The organism is Streptomyces sp. NPDC002742 (assembly GCF_042888885.1).
In the GTDB taxonomy this organism is placed as follows: domain Bacteria; phylum Actinomycetota; class Actinomycetes; order Streptomycetales; family Streptomycetaceae; genus Streptomyces.
This window is the reverse complement of the sequence record NZ_JBIAQF010000017.1, coordinates 1-14,902: the sequence shown is the minus strand read 5'-3', so window position 1 is coordinate 14,902 and position 14,902 is coordinate 1. Positions and strand designations below refer to the sequence as shown.

12 protein-coding genes are annotated in these 14,902 nt (G+C 71.2%); 5 read left to right on the top strand and 7 right to left on the bottom strand.

What is annotated here, in order from left to right:
• Window positions 1-74: 74 nt before the first annotated feature.
• From ACFYW8_RS28150 to mshC, 4 genes are all read left to right on the top strand, one after another.
• Window positions 75-761, top strand: coding sequence for a histidine phosphatase family protein (locus ACFYW8_RS28150; RefSeq protein WP_389082172.1), 687 nt, complete (start codon window positions 75-77; stop codon window positions 759-761).
• Window positions 762-877: 116 nt separating this feature from the next.
• A complete protein-coding gene (locus ACFYW8_RS28145) occupies window positions 878-1,468 on the top strand; it encodes a DUF3090 domain-containing protein (RefSeq protein WP_365875116.1) in 591 nt (196 codons plus the stop codon).
• Window positions 1,432-2,259, top strand: coding sequence for an SCO1664 family protein (locus ACFYW8_RS28140; protein ID WP_389082165.1), 828 nt, complete (start codon window positions 1,432-1,434; stop codon window positions 2,257-2,259). The genes ACFYW8_RS28145 and ACFYW8_RS28140 overlap by 37 nt, the downstream gene beginning before the upstream one ends.
• Window positions 2,260-2,388: 129 nt before the next feature.
• A complete protein-coding gene (gene mshC / locus ACFYW8_RS28135; RefSeq protein WP_365875120.1) occupies window positions 2,389-3,618 on the top strand; it encodes a cysteine--1-D-myo-inosityl 2-amino-2-deoxy-alpha-D-glucopyranoside ligase in 1,230 nt (409 codons plus the stop codon).
• A 117-nt stretch (window positions 3,619-3,735) separates the two neighbouring features.
• Here the strand turns inward: mshC and ACFYW8_RS28130 are convergent, their stop codons facing one another.
• The 7 genes from ACFYW8_RS28130 to ACFYW8_RS28100 all read right to left on the bottom strand — a co-directional run bounded on the left by ACFYW8_RS28130 (window position 3,736) and on the right by ACFYW8_RS28100 (window position 13,480).
• Window positions 3,736-4,353 (bottom strand): hypothetical protein, encoded by a 618-nt coding sequence (locus ACFYW8_RS28130; protein WP_389082159.1) that lies wholly within the window; start codon window positions 4,351-4,353, stop codon window positions 3,736-3,738.
• A gap of 95 nt (window positions 4,354-4,448) precedes the next feature.
• Window positions 4,449-6,197: a S8 family peptidase gene (locus ACFYW8_RS28125; protein WP_389082154.1), complete on the bottom strand. Its 1,749-nt coding sequence runs from the start codon at window positions 6,195-6,197 to the stop codon at window positions 4,449-4,451.
• Window positions 6,198-6,684: 487 nt separating this feature from the next.
• Window positions 6,685-7,905: a PAC2 family protein gene (locus tag ACFYW8_RS28120; RefSeq protein ID WP_389082149.1), complete on the bottom strand. Its 1,221-nt coding sequence runs from the start codon at window positions 7,903-7,905 to the stop codon at window positions 6,685-6,687.
• A gap of 293 nt (window positions 7,906-8,198) precedes the next feature.
• On the bottom strand, window positions 8,199-9,815 hold the full coding sequence (locus ACFYW8_RS28115) for an FAD-dependent oxidoreductase (protein WP_389082145.1): 1,617 nt from the start codon (window positions 9,813-9,815) through the stop codon (window positions 8,199-8,201).
• A 19-nt stretch (window positions 9,816-9,834) separates the two neighbouring features.
• On the bottom strand, window positions 9,835-11,373 hold the full coding sequence (gene glpK / locus ACFYW8_RS28110) for a glycerol kinase GlpK (RefSeq protein ID WP_328454239.1): 1,539 nt from the start codon (window positions 11,371-11,373) through the stop codon (window positions 9,835-9,837).
• 116 nt (window positions 11,374-11,489) lie between these two features.
• Window positions 11,490-12,284, bottom strand: a complete 795-nt coding sequence (locus ACFYW8_RS28105) for an MIP/aquaporin family protein (protein ID WP_389082138.1) — start codon at window positions 12,282-12,284, stop codon at window positions 11,490-11,492.
• A 431-nt stretch (window positions 12,285-12,715) separates the two neighbouring features.
• The gene (locus tag ACFYW8_RS28100) at window positions 12,716-13,480 is read right to left on the bottom strand and encodes an IclR family transcriptional regulator (RefSeq protein ID WP_365875134.1); all 765 of its coding nucleotides are present in this window, start codon (window positions 13,478-13,480) and stop codon (window positions 12,716-12,718) included.
• Between the two features lie 268 nt (window positions 13,481-13,748).
• Here ACFYW8_RS28100 and ACFYW8_RS28095 point away from each other — a divergent pair.
• The coding region (locus ACFYW8_RS28095) for a homocysteine S-methyltransferase family protein (RefSeq protein WP_389082130.1) at window positions 13,749-14,902 on the top strand (1,154 nt) is incomplete at its 3' end.

The following is a 14,902-nucleotide window of genomic DNA, read 5'->3' as shown; positions in this document are numbered from 1 at the left end:
GTCCCGCCGCACAGCGGGGACCGCTTTCCACAGGGCCCGTCGGCTTCGCGGGCCGTCCGTTTACGCTGGGCCGCATGCCCACCCTGATCCTCGTCCGGCACGGACGCTCCACCGCCAACACCGCGGGACTGCTCGCCGGCTGGACGCCCGGCGTCGCCCTCGACGAGCGCGGCACCCGGCAGGCCGCCGCCCTGCCCGGCCGGCTCGCGGGGCTGCCGATCGCCGAGATCGTCACGAGCCCGCTCCAGCGCTGCCAGGAGACCGTCCGGCCGCTGTTGGAGGCCCGCCCCGAGGTCCCGGCGCACACCGAGGAACGTATCGGGGAGGCCCACTACGGCGACTGGTCGGGCCGCAAGCTCGCCGAGCTCAAGGACGAGCCCCTGATGGACGTCGTCCAGGCACATCCGTCCGCGGCCGCGTTCCCGGGCGGCGAATCGATGCGGGCCATGCAGACCCGGGCCGCCGAGGCCGTACGCGAGTGGAACGCGCGCGTGGAGCGCGACCACGGCGCCGACGCCGTCTACCTCATGTGTTCGCACGGCGACATCATCAAGTCGCTCGTCGCCGACGCACTCGGACTCCATCTCGACCTCTTTCAGCGGATCTCTGTCGAACCGTGTTCCATCACAGCGATCCGTTACACCCGGCTGAGGCCCTTTCTCGTGCGTCTCGGGGACACCGGTGATCTCGCGTCCCTGGCGCCGCACGAGGAACCCCCGAGCGGCGACGCTCCGGTCGGGGGCGGTGCGGGCGCACCGTGATCGTCGGCCGCAGTAGGGTGAAGCGGTCGAACCAGCACAGTAGTTGTCAACCCGTTCTCAGCCGATGCGGGCCGCCGCGGTCAGCCGGCCCCATGCCGATTCAATGGAGACAGGACGTGTCCCGTCAGGTGTTCCTCTACGACCCCCCGGACCGTTTCGTGGCCGGTACGGTCGGGTTGCCCGGACGCCGTACCTTCTTCCTCCAGGCATCCTCCGGCCCCAGGGTGACGAGTGTTGCCCTGGAGAAGACCCAGGTCGCCGCGCTCGCCGAGCGGATGGACGAGTTGCTCGACGAGGTCGTCCGCCGCACCGGGGGCAGCGCACCGGTCCCGGCCATGGCCTCCACCGAGGTGTCCGACACCGCGCCCCTCGACACGCCCGTGGAGGAGGAGTTCCGGGTCGGCACCATGGCGCTGGCCTGGGACGGCGACGAGCAGCGCATGATCGTCGAGGCGCAGGCCCTCGTGGAGGTCGAGGCGGAGTCCGACGAGGACCTCGCCGAGGCCGAGGAGCGGCTGCTCCAGGACGAGGAGAACGGCCCGCCGATGCTCCGGGTCCGGCTGACCGGCGCCCAGGCCAGGGCCTTCGCCAAGCGCGCACTCGACGTCGTCAACGCCGGCCGGCCCCCCTGCCCGCTGTGCAGCCTCCCGCTCGACCCGGAAGGACACGTATGTCCGCGCCAGAACGGATACCGCCGCGGAGCGTGACGACCGCCGAGCTGCTCGCCCTCGGCGAGCTGAAGGTACGCGGACGGATCCGCGAGGCCTCGAACGCGGTGCTCTACTGCTCCGTGTCGTACGAGGGCCGCGAGACGTTCTGCGTCTACAAACCCGTCGCCGGGGAGCGGCCGCTGTGGGACTTCCCCGACGGCACGCTCGCCCAGCGCGAGGTCGCGGCGTACGAGGTCTCCGAGGCGACCGGATGGGGGCTGGTTCCCACCACCGTGCTGCGTGACGGGCCGTACGGCGAGGGCATGTGCCAGCTGTGGATCGAGGCGACGGCCGGGAACGACGGGGACGGACTGCTCGCCCTCGTCGAGGGCGAGGAACCGGCCGAGGGCTGGAAGGCGATCGGCTTCGCCGAGGTCGGCGAGGGCGAGACGGCCCTGCTCGTGCACGCCGACGACGCCCGGCTGCGGCGGCTCGCCGTCCTCGACGCCGTGATCAACAACGCCGACCGCAAGGGCGGCCATCTGCTGCCCGCCCCGCAGGGCCGCCTCTACGCGATCGACCACGGGGTCACCTTCAACGCCGAGAACAAGCTGCGTACGCTGCTGTGGGGCTGGGCGGGGGAGCCGCTGACGGCCGAGGCGCTGGAGGTCCTCGCCTCCCTGCGCGACGCTCTCGCGCCGGGCGCACCACTGGCCACCCGCTTGGCCGAACTGGTCACCGTGGCCGAGACCGACGCCACACGCGCGCGGGTCGGGGCGATGCTCGCCTCCGGCAGACACCCGGAACCGAGCGGGGAATGGCCCGCGATTCCCTGGCCTCCGGTGTAGCGGCGCGGCGGCCCCCGATTCGGCCCGGCGGCCCGTCCGCACCGGGTGGGAGCCGCGCAAGGGGGCCTTCCCGGCCATCCGGTGGTGCCCGGTTCGTATGCGGAAGTCCCGTCCGGTTAGTCTCATGACATGTATGCCTGGCCCGCTTCTGAGGTCCCCGCCCTGCCTGGTGAGGGCCGCGACCTCCGGATCCACGACACCGCGACCGGTGGGCTCGTCACCCTCGACCCCGGTCCCGTCGCCCGTATCTACGTGTGCGGCATCACGCCGTACGACGCCACCCACATGGGACACGCGGCGACCTACAACGCGTTCGACCTCGTGCAGCGCGTGTGGCTCGACACCAAGCGGCAGGTTCACTATGTCCAGAACGTGACGGACGTCGACGACCCGCTGCTGGAGCGGGCCGAGCGCGACGGCGTCGACTGGGTGGGACTCGCCGAGAAGGAGACCGCCCTCTTCCGCGAGGACATGACCGCCCTGCGGATGCTGCCGCCCCGCCACTACATAGGCGCCGTCGAGGCGATACCCGGCATCGTGCCGCTCGTCGAGCGGCTGCGGGACGCCGGAGCGGCGTACGAACTCGAAGGCGATGTCTACTTCTCCGTCGAGGCCGACCCCGACTTCGGCAAGGTGTCCAACCTGGACGCCGCGACGATGCGCCTGCTCTCCGCGGAGCGCGGCGGCGACCCGGACCGGGCCGGCAAGAAGAACCCCCTCGACCCGATGCTGTGGATGGCCGCCCGCGAGGGTGAGCCGAGCTGGGACGGCGGCTCACTGGGCCGCGGCCGGCCCGGCTGGCACATCGAGTGCGTCGCCATCGCCCTCGACCACCTGGGCATGGGCTTCGACGTCCAGGGCGGCGGTTCCGACCTCGCCTTCCCGCACCACGAGATGGGCGCCTCGCACGCCCAGGTGCTGACCGGCGAGTTCCCGATGGCCAAGGCGTACGTCCACGCCGGCATGGTCGCGCTGCACGGCGAGAAGATGTCGAAGTCCAAGGGCAACCTCGTCTTCGTGTCCCGGCTGCGGCGCGACGGGGTCGACCCGGCCGCCATCCGTCTCGCGCTGCTCGCCCACCACTACCGGTCCGACTGGGAGTGGACGGACGGCGTCCTCGAAGAGGCCGTCGCGCGCCTGGAGGACTGGCGGGCCGCGGTGTCCCGGCCCGACGGGCCGTCCGCCGACGCGCTCGTCGAGGAGATCCGCGCGGCGCTCGCGGAGGACCTCGACGCACCGGCCGCGCTCGCCGCGGTCGACCGCTGGGCCGCGCTCCAGCACGAGAGCGGCGGCACGGACGAGGGTGCCCCGGGCATCGTCTCGCGGGCCGTCGACGCGCTCCTCGGGGTCGCCCTGTAATACCCCGTCCCGCGGGCTCCACTCGGGCGGCGGGACACCTGAGCGGCGGGACGTACGAGTGCCGGGCGGAGGTTCTCCGCCCGGCACTCACTCTCTACGCCGCTGGAACTCCCGTTCCTACCTGGTCACGATGACGGACTGGACGGCACCGGTGCCGGTGTCGTAGATCCCGTGGACCTGCTGCCCGTAGGCGAAGGCCCTCTGGACCATGTCGCGGGTCACCTGGTTGGGGTCGACCAGGCGGCGCCAGCCGTTGTCGATGAACAGGTAGAGGGCCCCCGGCTGGCCGGGGAGCGCGGTGACGACGTCCTGGAAGTGCTGGGCCATGCCGATGGCCAGGGCCCGGGTCTCGACGGCGCTCTGCAGGATCAGCGGTTCACCCTGCTGGATCTGCTGGTGCTGCTGCTGCTGACCGCCGAGTTGCTGGAGCAGTTGCTGGAACGGCTGCTGCTGGCCGAGCTGCTGGAGCTGCTGCTGCAGGTGCTGCAGCTGTTGCGGAGCCTGCTGGCCGAGCTGCTGCTGCGGGTGTTGCGCAGCCTGCTGGCCGAGCTCGTGCTGGCCGAACGGCTGCTGCGTCTGCTGCCCGATCGGCGTCTGCTGCCCGATCGGCATCTGCTGCGCACCGGGCAGCTGCTGCCCGAACGGCTGCTGTTGGCCGATGCCCTGCTGCTGGTACGGCGATGTGCTCGGGTACTGCTGCTGTCCCTGCTGGCTCATCTGCGGGATCGTGCTCATGCGGGGTGCCACCTTCCATCAATGGTTGGTTGCGTTCCGTTTTTCGGTCTGTCGCTGCCCGTTGTGGTCCATTGCGGTCCGGGAGGACCAGACCCTCAGCCCGTGACGACCAGGCCGACGATCTCGTCGTCCGAGAACCAGACCCGTACGTCGGGCCGTCCCCCCGCGAAGGCGGAGTGCACGGCCTGACGCATCTCGGGGGACGGGTCGTTCAGGTTGCGCCAGGCCCCGGACACGTACAGCCGGAGCCTCGGCGGGAGTTCGCGCGGATACGGCAGCAGCTCGTCCCAGTACCGTTCCGCCTGGCCCGAGCCGACCGCCTCCGGCAGCAGACGGGTGACCGCCGCCTTGATGTCCGGCCGGCTGCCGATCCGCTGGGACGCGGGCCGGCCCGGCGCGTCCTGCTGCGGGGAGCCCGTGGCCCGCAGCAGGACGCGCGCACGTTCCGAGGACATCGGCTCCTGGCCGGCCGCCTTGAGCATGCCCTGCAGCGCGGCCAGGGCGCCGACCACCACCGGGGAGGCGGAAGAGGTCCCGGAGAACGTGTCCGTGTACCAGGCGATCTCCTCGGCGCCGCCCTGCAGATCGCCGGGCCGGTCCCAGAAGCCGCCGGTGGTCGTGACCTCGCGTCCCCAGCCCTGCGCGTCCACGCGGGCGCCGTAGTTGGAGAACGCGAGCCGTGAACGGTCCGGGCCGTGGTCGCGGCCGTGCGTGCCGGGCGGCGGTGCGCCCGCGCCGACCAGGATCGCCCCGGAGGACTGGTTGGAGGGGTTGAAGGGGTTGCGCCACCACTCGGGGAACTCCGCGGGGCGGCGTTCGTACACCGCGTCGTCGAGCGACTCGGCGCCGTTGCCGGCGGCCGCCACCACGAGGATGCCCCGGGCGGTCGCGTACTGGATGGCCGCGAAGTTGTCGGGCCACCATTCGAGCGGGATGTAGCCCGCCTGGCTGTCGCGCTCCTCGAAGTCGAACCGGGGCCCCGGGGCCTGCAGTTCGACCACGATGAGGTCGCCGGGGCTCAGCCGTTCCGCCGCCGCGTGGATCGCGGCGGCCGTTCCGATGCCCCGGAAGGACGCGGCCGCGGTCACGGCGTCCGGCACGATCCCGGTGATCCCGCGCTCGTTGCGGTCGCCACCGATCACGCCGATGACGGCGGTGCCGTGGTTGCGCCAGGCGAGGTCCGTGTGAGGCGTGCCGACGACGACGCCGGCGAGTTTCGACGCAAGGTCCTCGTGCCCGAGCTGCCAGGCACCCTCCACATCGATCACCGTGACGTTCTGGCCCGAACCTCCCGGACGCTGCCAGGCCCAGTACGCGTCGACGCCCTCGGGCGCCGGGCGCAGGTAACCCTGCCGACTGGTGAAGTCGGGGGTGACGGGCGCCCCTTCCTTCCGCCGCTGGCTGTCGTCGTCGCTCTGGCCGGTCCACGGTGCCGGTCCCCGCGTGGCGGGAACGGCGCCGGGCTTCACGTACGCCGTGTCGATCTCCGGCAGCGCGGCGATCCGCGCGCGCAGTTCCTGGGCGCGGCTCTCCACGCCGCGCACCCGGTAGAAGAGCGCGAGGTCGGGCCCGCTCCCGGTGCCCGTCGCCGCGGACTGCTGAAGTCGTTCCTCGCTGCCGAACAGCGGCTCCAGGGCGAGCTGTTCGTCACTGAGGAACATGTTGAGGGCCGAGACGTCCGCGCCCGCCGCCGACCGTACGCCCTCGGCCCGTGCGCGCAGCCGGGCCTCCGGACGTGCGACGACGATCAGCTCCTGCTCGGCTCCTCGGTAGGTGAATCCCGCTCCGTCGGGCCCCGGCCCGGAAGTTCCCGGGCCTTGCGCCGGCTGTACCTGGTCGGTCATCGCGTACCGCTCCCTTCGATCCCTGGGGGTGCCGGTCCATGCGTGTGCCGTGCCGTTCGATGCGTGGGTCGTTGTCGTGCCGTGCGCCGTCCTCCGGTCGGCGCCCAGTGCCATGTCCCTTTGCCGGGCGGTGCCTTCGGGGCACAACCTGGCACGCCCACGGCGTCCCGTCCACCCCGTCTTCGCCAACTTGGTTTGAGGACAAGTTGAATTGGGCAACCTGTGCAATCCGTCCTGAATGAGATGTCACGCCGAATTCAGGCCAAAGGTTACGGAGGCGGGTGTCATGTGGTGGGACGACAGCGGCCGTTGACGGCCGGGGGTGCGACCGGACGGCACCACTGTGGGCGTGATGGGCGTCGTGGACCGGGTCCCACGTCGGCCCCGACGGCCGGAAGGGGCGGCACGCGTCGAGCGTGCCGCCCCTTCCGGATCGGTCCGGGTGGCCCGGTCCCCTGAATCGGTCCCCGTGGCCAGGTCCTGGAATTCAGTCCTCGGAGGAGTCCGATGTGTCGGAGGGATGCGAGGGACCGGATGAATCCGCCGGGTCCGAGGGATCCGGCGTCCCCGCGGACTCCGGCGCGCCCGGTGCCTTCGGCGTACCCGAGGCCGAGGCGTCCTTCGGCGTACCCGAAGAGTCCTTGGGGCCCTTCGATCCCTTGGAGCCGGGCTCGCGGTCCTGAGCCTCCGTGTCGGTGCCGTCGGCGGGCTCGTCCGGCTGCTCGTCCGACCCGGTGTCGGGCCCGGTGCCGGACTCGGGGCGCTGTGTCAGCGGCGGCCGGGTGCGGCCCCCGGGAGTGTCTCGGAGGTACGAGGCCGGCTCGCCGCCCTCCGTCGCGTGGCCGCCGGCCCCCGCTGTCGGACCGCCCCCGTCCCTGCGGCGCAGATAACGCTCGAACTCGCGGGCGATCGCCTCGCCGGACGCCTCCGGCAGCTCGGCGGTGTCCCGGGCCTCCTCCAGCGTCTGCACGTACTCGGCGACCTCGCTGTCCTCGGCGGCCAGCTGGTCGACGCCCAGCTGCCAGGCCCGCGAGTCCTCGGGCAGCTCGCCCAGTGGGATGCGCAGGTCGATGAGGTCCTCCAGGCGGTTGAGCAGTGCCAGCGTCGCCTTCGGGTTGGGCGGCTGCGACACGTAGTGCGGCACGGCCGCCCACAGCGACACGGCCGGTACGCCCGCGTGTGTGCACGCCTCCTGGAGGACGCCGACGATGCCCGTGGGGCCCTCGTACTTGGTCTCCTCCAGGTCCATCGTGCGGGCCAGGTCCGAGTCGGAGGTGACTCCGCTGACCGGCACCGGACGGGTGTGCGGGGTGTCGCCGAGCAGTGCGCCCAGGATCACCACCAGCTCCACGCCCAGTTCGTGCGCGAAACCGAGCAGTTCGTTGCAGAACGAGCGCCAGCGCATCGACGGCTCGATGCCCCGGACCAGCACGAGATCGCGCGGTTTGTCGCCGCCGATCCGGACCACCGACAGACGTGTGGTCGGCCAGGTGATCTTGCGTACGCCACCGTCCAGCCACACGGTGGGACGGTTCACCTGGAAGTCGTAGTAGTCCTCGGCGTCCAGCGCCGCGAACACCTCGCCCTTCCATTCCCGATCCAGATGCGCGACCGCGGCGGATGCGGCGTCACCGGCGTCGTTCCAGCCCTCGAACGCGGCCACCATGACTGGGTCGATCAGCTCGGGAACCCCCTCCAGCTCGATCACCCAGCGCCTCCTTCCGATGTGCCCTCGCGTACGCCTCAACCTTACGGCGTGCCGAGGGGACCTCCGCAGCCCCCTTGCGCGGGGGAGTGAACGGATCACTGCCCCATCGGGGACCCGGAAACACGCGTGTCCGTCACCCCGCCCCGCCCGCGCGTCCGGGCCGTCCCCGGTCAACTCGCCGGGGAACCGAGAGGGTTGCCGCTGAGGAAGCGGCCACCGAGCGCGCGGCGCCCGCACACGGGATGAGGGCCGGCACCCCCCGTGGGAGCCGCCCCTCACCCGGCCGTGCGCGCCTACTTGTCGTCGAGCAGGTCCTGCACCTTGCCGCGCACGTCGTCCGTGGCGAGACCGCGGATCGTCAGCGTCGTACGGCGCCGCAGTACGTCGTCCGCCGTCTCGGCCCACTCGTTGTCCCGGGCGTAGACGACCTGCGCCCAGATCTCCGGGGCGTCCGGGTGGACGCGCTCGCCGAGCGCCGGGTTCTCGTTGGCCAGCCGGGCGATGTCGAAGGCGAGCGAGCCGTAGTGGGTGGCCAGATGCCTGGCCGTGTCGGCGGCCATGCGGGGGCCGGGCGCCGGGCCGTCCACCAGCAGGCGGTGCGCGACCGCGCGCGGGTTGGCGACACCGGGGAGCGGCAGCTTCCTCGGCAGCTCGGAGATCGGCTCGAAGTCCTCGCCCAGCGGGCTGCCCGGCAGCGCCTCCAGCTTCTTCATGACCGTACGGCCGATGTGCCGGAAGGTGGTCCACTTGCCGCCCGCGACGGACAGCATCCCGCCGCGGCCCTCCGTGACGACCGTCTCGCGCTTGGCCTTCGACGTGCTGCCGGGGCCGCCCGGCAGCACCCGCAGACCGGCGAAGGAGTAGGTGATCAGGTCGCGCGAGAGCTGCTGGTCGCGGATGGAGAACGCGGCCTCGTCGAGGATCTGGGCCGTGTCCTTCTCGGTGACCGAGACGTCCGCCGGGTCGCCCTCGTACTCCTCGTCGGTGGTACCGAGCAGGAGCATGTCCTCCCACGGGAGCGCGAAGGTGATGCGGTACTTGTCGATCGGCGTGGCCAGCGCGGCCTTCCAGGGGGAGGTGCGCTTCAGGACCAGGTGCGCGCCCTTGGACAGGCGTATGGAGGGCGCCGCGTTCGGATCCTCCAGCTTGCGCAGGTGGTCGACCCAGGGGCCGGTCGCGTTCAGCACGAGCCGGGCGTTCACGCCGAACTCGTCGCCGGACAGCCGGTCCCGCAGCTCCGCGCCCGTCACCCGGCCCCGGGTGAAGCGCAGGCCCGTGACCTCGGCGTGGTTGAGGACCGCGGCGCCGGACTCGACGGCCGCGCGGACCGTCATGAGGGCCATGCGGGAGTCGTTCATCTGGTCGTCGCCGTACACGGCCACGGCCTTGAGGTTGTCGGTGCGCAGCTCGGGCACGTCCTGCGCGGCCTTCGAGGGGCTCAGCAGATGGCCCACGCCGTCGCCGAAGGCCGACAGGGCGGAGTAGGCGAAGACGCCCGCTCCGAGCTTCGCCGCGCCGTGCGGCCCGCCCTTGTACACGGGGAGGTAGAACGTGAGCGGGTTCGCCAGGTGGGGGGCCACCTGGCGGGAGACCGCACGGCGCTCGAAGTGGTTCTCCGCCACCAGCTTCACCGCGCCGGTCTGCAGGTAGCGCAGACCGCCGTGGAGAAGCTTGGAGGAGGCGGAGGAGGTGGCGCCGGCGAAGTCGCCGGCGTCGACCAGCGCCACCCGCAGTCCGGACTGCGCGGCGTGCCAGGCGGTGGAGATGCCCAGGATGCCGCCGCCGATGACGAGGAGGTCGTACGTCGCCTTGGAGAGCTGCTCCCGGGCCTCGGCGCGGCTCGGGTTGGAGCCGGAGGCCGGGTGCGTGCCGAGGGCAGGCACGGACTGCAGGGTGGGCTGGCTGGTCATTGCGGTTTCTTACTCCTCGTCAGTTCTCGTCTTCGATCCAGCCCATGGTCCGTTCGACGGCCTTGAGCCAGCTCTTGTACTCACGGTCGCGGACGTCCGCGTCCATGTTGGGGGTCCATTCCGCGGCCCGGCGCCAGTTGGCGCGCAGGTCCTCGGTGTTGGTCCAGAAGCCGACGGCGAGGCCGGCGGCGTAGGCGGCGCCGAGGCAGGTGGTCTCGGCGACCATCGGGCGCACCACGGGGGCGTCCAGGACGTCGGCCAGGGTCTGCATCAGCAGGTTGTTGGAGGTCATGCCGCCGTCGACCTTGAGCGCCGTGAGCTCGACGCCGGAGTCCTTGGTCATGGCGTCGCTGATCTCACGGGTCTGCCAGGCGGTGGCCTCCAGGACGGCGCGCGCGATGTGCGCCTTGGTGACGTACCGGGTCAGGCCGGCGATCACACCGCGGGCGTCGGGACGCCAGTACGGGGCGAACAGGCCGGAGAAGGCCGGCACGACGTACGCGCCGCCGTTGTCCTCGACCGAGGACGCGAGGGTCTCGATCTCGGCGGCGGACTTGATCAGGCCCATCTGGTCGCGCATCCACTGCACCAGTGAGCCGGTGACGGCGATGGAGCCTTCCAGGGCGTAGACCGGCTCCTGGTCGCCGATCCGGTAGCCGACGGTGGTCAGCAGGCCCGAGTACGAGTTGATGATCTTGTCACCGGTGTTCATCAGCATGAAGGTGCCGGTGCCGTACGTGGACTTGGCCTCGCCCTCGGAGAAACAGGTCTGGCCGAACAGGGCCGCCTGCTGGTCGCCGAGCGCGGAGGCGACCGGGATGCCGCCGAGCAGCTCGCCGAGCGGGCCGCCGGTGACCTCGCCGTAGACCTCGGCGGAGGAGCGGATCTCGGGGAGCATCGCGAGCGGGACGCCGATGGACTCGGCGATCTTCTCGTCCCAGGCCAGGGTGTGCAGGTTCATCAGCATGGTGCGGGAGGCGTTGGTGACGTCGGTGACGTGCTTGCCGCCGTCGACACCGCCGGTCAGGTTCCAGATGACCCAGGTGTCCATGGTGCCGAAGAGGATGTCGCCCGCTTCGGCACGCTCCCGCAGGCCCTCGACGTTGTCGAGGAGCCAGCGGGCCTTCGGGCCGGCGAAGTACGACGCGAGGGGCAGGCCGGTCTCGCGGCGGAAGCGGTCCTGGCCGACGTTGCGGCCGAGTTCCCGGCACAGGGCGTCGGTGCGGGTGTCCTGCCAGACGAGGGCGTTGTGGACAGGCTCGCCGGTGTTCTTGTCCCACAGCAGCGTGGTCTCACGCTGGTTGGTGATGCCGATGGCCTTGATGTCGTCGCGGGTGATGCCGGCCTTCGAGATGGCTCCGGCGACGACCTCCTGGACGTTGGTCCAGATCTCGGTGGCGTCGTGCTCGACCCAGCCCGGCTTCGGGAAGATCTGCTCGTGCTCCTTCTGGTCGACGGAGACGATGCGTCCGTCGCGGTCGAAGACGATGCAGCGGGACGAGGTGGTGCCCTGGTCGATCGCGGCGATGAAGGGGCCGGCGGTGTGGGCGTCGGTCACGGTGTGCTCCTGGTGTCCGTCGGAAAGGGGCTGCTTACGGCGCGGTGCTTCAAAGCGGTGCTGTGCGGCTCGCGGCTCTTGGGGCGCGGCTTCCAAGCGTGCTGGAGCGGGGGCTCCTAAGCGAAGGCGACGTTGTATATGCCTGCCGCGATCGCGCCGCCGATGAGCGGACCGACGACCGGTATCCAGGCGTAGTTCCAGTCCGAACCACCCTTGTTGGGCAGGGGGAGCAGGGCGTGCACGATGCGCGGACCGAGGTCACGGGCCGGGTTGATCGCGTAGCCGGTGGGGCCGCCGAGCGAGAGACCGATGCTCACCACGACGAAGGCGGTGATCAGGGCGCCCAGGGTGCCCAGGCCGTTGCCGTTGTCGTTCAGGCCCTGCGTGAGGATCGCGAGGATCAGGACGACGGTGCCGATGATCTCGGTGGCGAGGTTCTGCGCGATGTTCCGGATCTCGGGACCGGTGGAGAAGATGCCGAGCACCGGGCCCGCGCCGGTCTCCTGGGCCTCGACGGCCTTGGTCCTGGTGGCCTGCGCACCAGGACCGCCGACGATCTCGCGGTCGGTGAGGTGCGCGAGGAACTGGCCGTAGTAGACGACCCAGACCAGCGCCGCGCCGATCATGGCGCCGAGCAGCTGCCCGCCCCAGTAGGTGGCGAGGTTGCCGTAGTCGTCGTCCTTGATCGCGAGCGCGAGTGTCACGGCCGGGTTGAGGTGCGCGCCGGAGAGCGGCGCCGAGATGTAGACCGCGGTCATGACCGCGAAGCCCCACCCGAAGGCGATGGCGAGCCATCCGGCGCCCCGCGCCTTGGAGGCCTTCAGCGTGACGGCGGCGCACACGCCACCGCCCAGCAGGATGAGTACGGCGGTACCGATGGTCTCGCCGATGAAGATGTCGGAGCTGGACACCCGCGACTCCTTTGTCCTTCGTCCAGGGGAAGCCGAACCCCGGGTCCCACCGGTGGTTCGTGCTCTCGGGGAGTGAGAGCGGTCTCGGCCCTGGCATTGCCACACTCTAACGCGTATTACCGGTAGGTGTTCGACAATGTCGACCGATGGACGGGAGTCTTGCTCTCGCGTCGGCGACTCGTCAAGGGTTGGGTTATCGAAAACACGATCGTTATTGATCGCTGTGTGCTATCGGTGCGTCGTCGCTGGTCCGAGGGCATGACGAAGGCCGGGAAGCATGCGGCTTCCCGGCCTTGAACCCTGTGAACCCCGGCCCTCTTCCGGTGCGGACTCCCGACCCGCCCCGAAGGGCTCCAGGAGTCGTGTGCGCCGCCCGGATCGGCCCGACGAGCGGGGTGCGCGTCAGAGCGGCCCGTCGAACGGTGTTCGCGTCAGAACCGCCCGGCGCCCAGGTCCCGCGACACCGCGCGGGCGCAGTCCCGTACGGCGGCGATGAGGTCCGGGCGCAGCTCACCGTCCTTGCACACCCGCTCCACGGCCCCGGTGATGCCCACCGCGCCGACCGGCATCCGCCGCCGGTTGTGGATCGGGGCGGCCACCGACGCGACACCCGTCCAGGTCTCCTCGACGTCGTCCGCGTACCCCCGCGCGCGGGTCACGTCCAGGACACCCTCGAACTGGTCCAGTTCGCTGATCGTCCGCGGGGTGAACGCCTTGCGCTCGACCTCCAGGACCTCGCTGTGCGCCACCGGGTCGTACGCCGACAGCACCTTGCCCAGGGCTGTGGAGTGCAGCGGCTGCATAGCCCCCACCTCCAGCACCTGACGGCTGTCGTCGGGCCGGAAGACGTGGTGCACGATCAGGACGCCCTGCTGGTGCAGCACGCCCAGGTAGACGCTCTCGCCGCTGGAGCGGGCCAGGTCGTCGGTCCACACCAGGGCGCGGGCCCGCAGTTCGTGCACGTCGAGATAGGTGGTGCCGAGGCGCAGCAGCTCGGCGCCCAGCTGGTAGCGCCCGGAAGCCGTGTCCTGCTCGACGAACCCCTCCTGCTGGAGGGTGCGCAGGATGCCGTGGGCCGTACCCTTGGCCAGGCCCAGCGAGGAGGCGATGTCCGACAGGCCGAGCTGTCGCTCGCCGCCCGCCAGCAGCCGCAGCATGGCCGCTGCCCGTTCGAGCGACTGGATGTTCCGTGCCATCGCCGTGCTGCCTCCGTCCCCTTGGACCGCCGGCGGCGACTGCCAGCTGCCGTTCGGTAATGCCGAACACTACCGGTCGTCACCGAGGTCCCGCCAATGGGTGGTCGCCCCACGTTCCGTCCGTCTCCACAGCGCCGTCACCCACGCCACGCCCGTCCGGCTCGTGGACGCCCACGACTGATCCGCGGTGCTCCGGGCTACCCTGACGGCGTGCGCCTTCCATGGGAAGCGCAAAGCCGACAGCCGTCGCACTCCAGGGAGCACCTTCATGGCCTCGTTGCCGAACCCGTCCCTTTCGTCCGGTCTCTCCGAGGGCCGCAGGCGAACCGACGCACTCCGAGAAGCGCTCGCCACCCGTGTCGTGGTCGCCGACGGTGCGATGGGCACGATGCTTCAGGCGCAGGACCCGACGCTGGAGGACTTCGAGCAGCTGGAGGGCTGCAACGAGATCCTGAACGTCACTCGTCCCGACATCGTGCGCTCGGTCCATGAGGCGTACTTCGAGGTCGGTGTCGACTGCGTCGAGACGAACACCTTCGGGGCGAACCACTCGGCGATGGCCGAGTACGACATCGCGGAGCGCGTCCACGAGCTCTCCGAGTCCGGGGCCCGGATCGCCCGCGAGGTCGCCGACGCGTTCGGCGCCCGCGACGGCCGCCAGCGCTGGGTCCTGGGCTCGATCGGCCCGGGAACGAAGCTGCCCACCCTCGGCCACGTCTCCTACGGCACGCTGCGCGACGGCTTCCAGGCCAACGCCGAGGGCCTGCTCGCGGGCGGCGCCGACGCGCTGATCGTCGAGACCACCCAGGACCTGCTGCAGACGAAGTCCTCGATCCTCGGCGCGCACCGCGCGATGGAGGCGACCGGCGTCCGGGTGCCGCTGCTGGTCTCGATGGCCTTCGAGACGACCGGGACCATGCTGCTGGGTTCCGAGATCGGTGCCGCGCTGACCGCGCTGGAGCCGCTGGGCATCGACATGATCGGCCTGAACTGCTCGACCGGCCCGGCCGAGATGAGCGAGCACCTGCGTTACCTCACCCGGCACTCGCGCATCCCGCTGCTGTGCATGCCGAACGCCGGTCTGCCGGTCCTGACGAAGGACGGCGCCCACTTCCCGCTCGACGCCGAGGGCCTGGCCGACGCCCAGGAGACCTTCGTACGGGACTACGGCCTGTCCCTGATCGGCGGCTGCTGCGGTACGACCCCGGAGCACCTGCGCCAGGTGGTCGAGCGGGTCAACGGTGTCACGCCCGCCGTGCGCAGCCCGCGTCCCGAGCCGGGTGCCGCCTCGCTCTACCAGACGGTCCCGTTCCGTCAGGACACCGCGTACATGGCGATCGGTGAGCGTACCAACGCCAACGGGTCGAAGAAGTTCCGCGAGGCCATGCTGGAGGGGCGCTGGGACGACTGTGTGGAGATGGC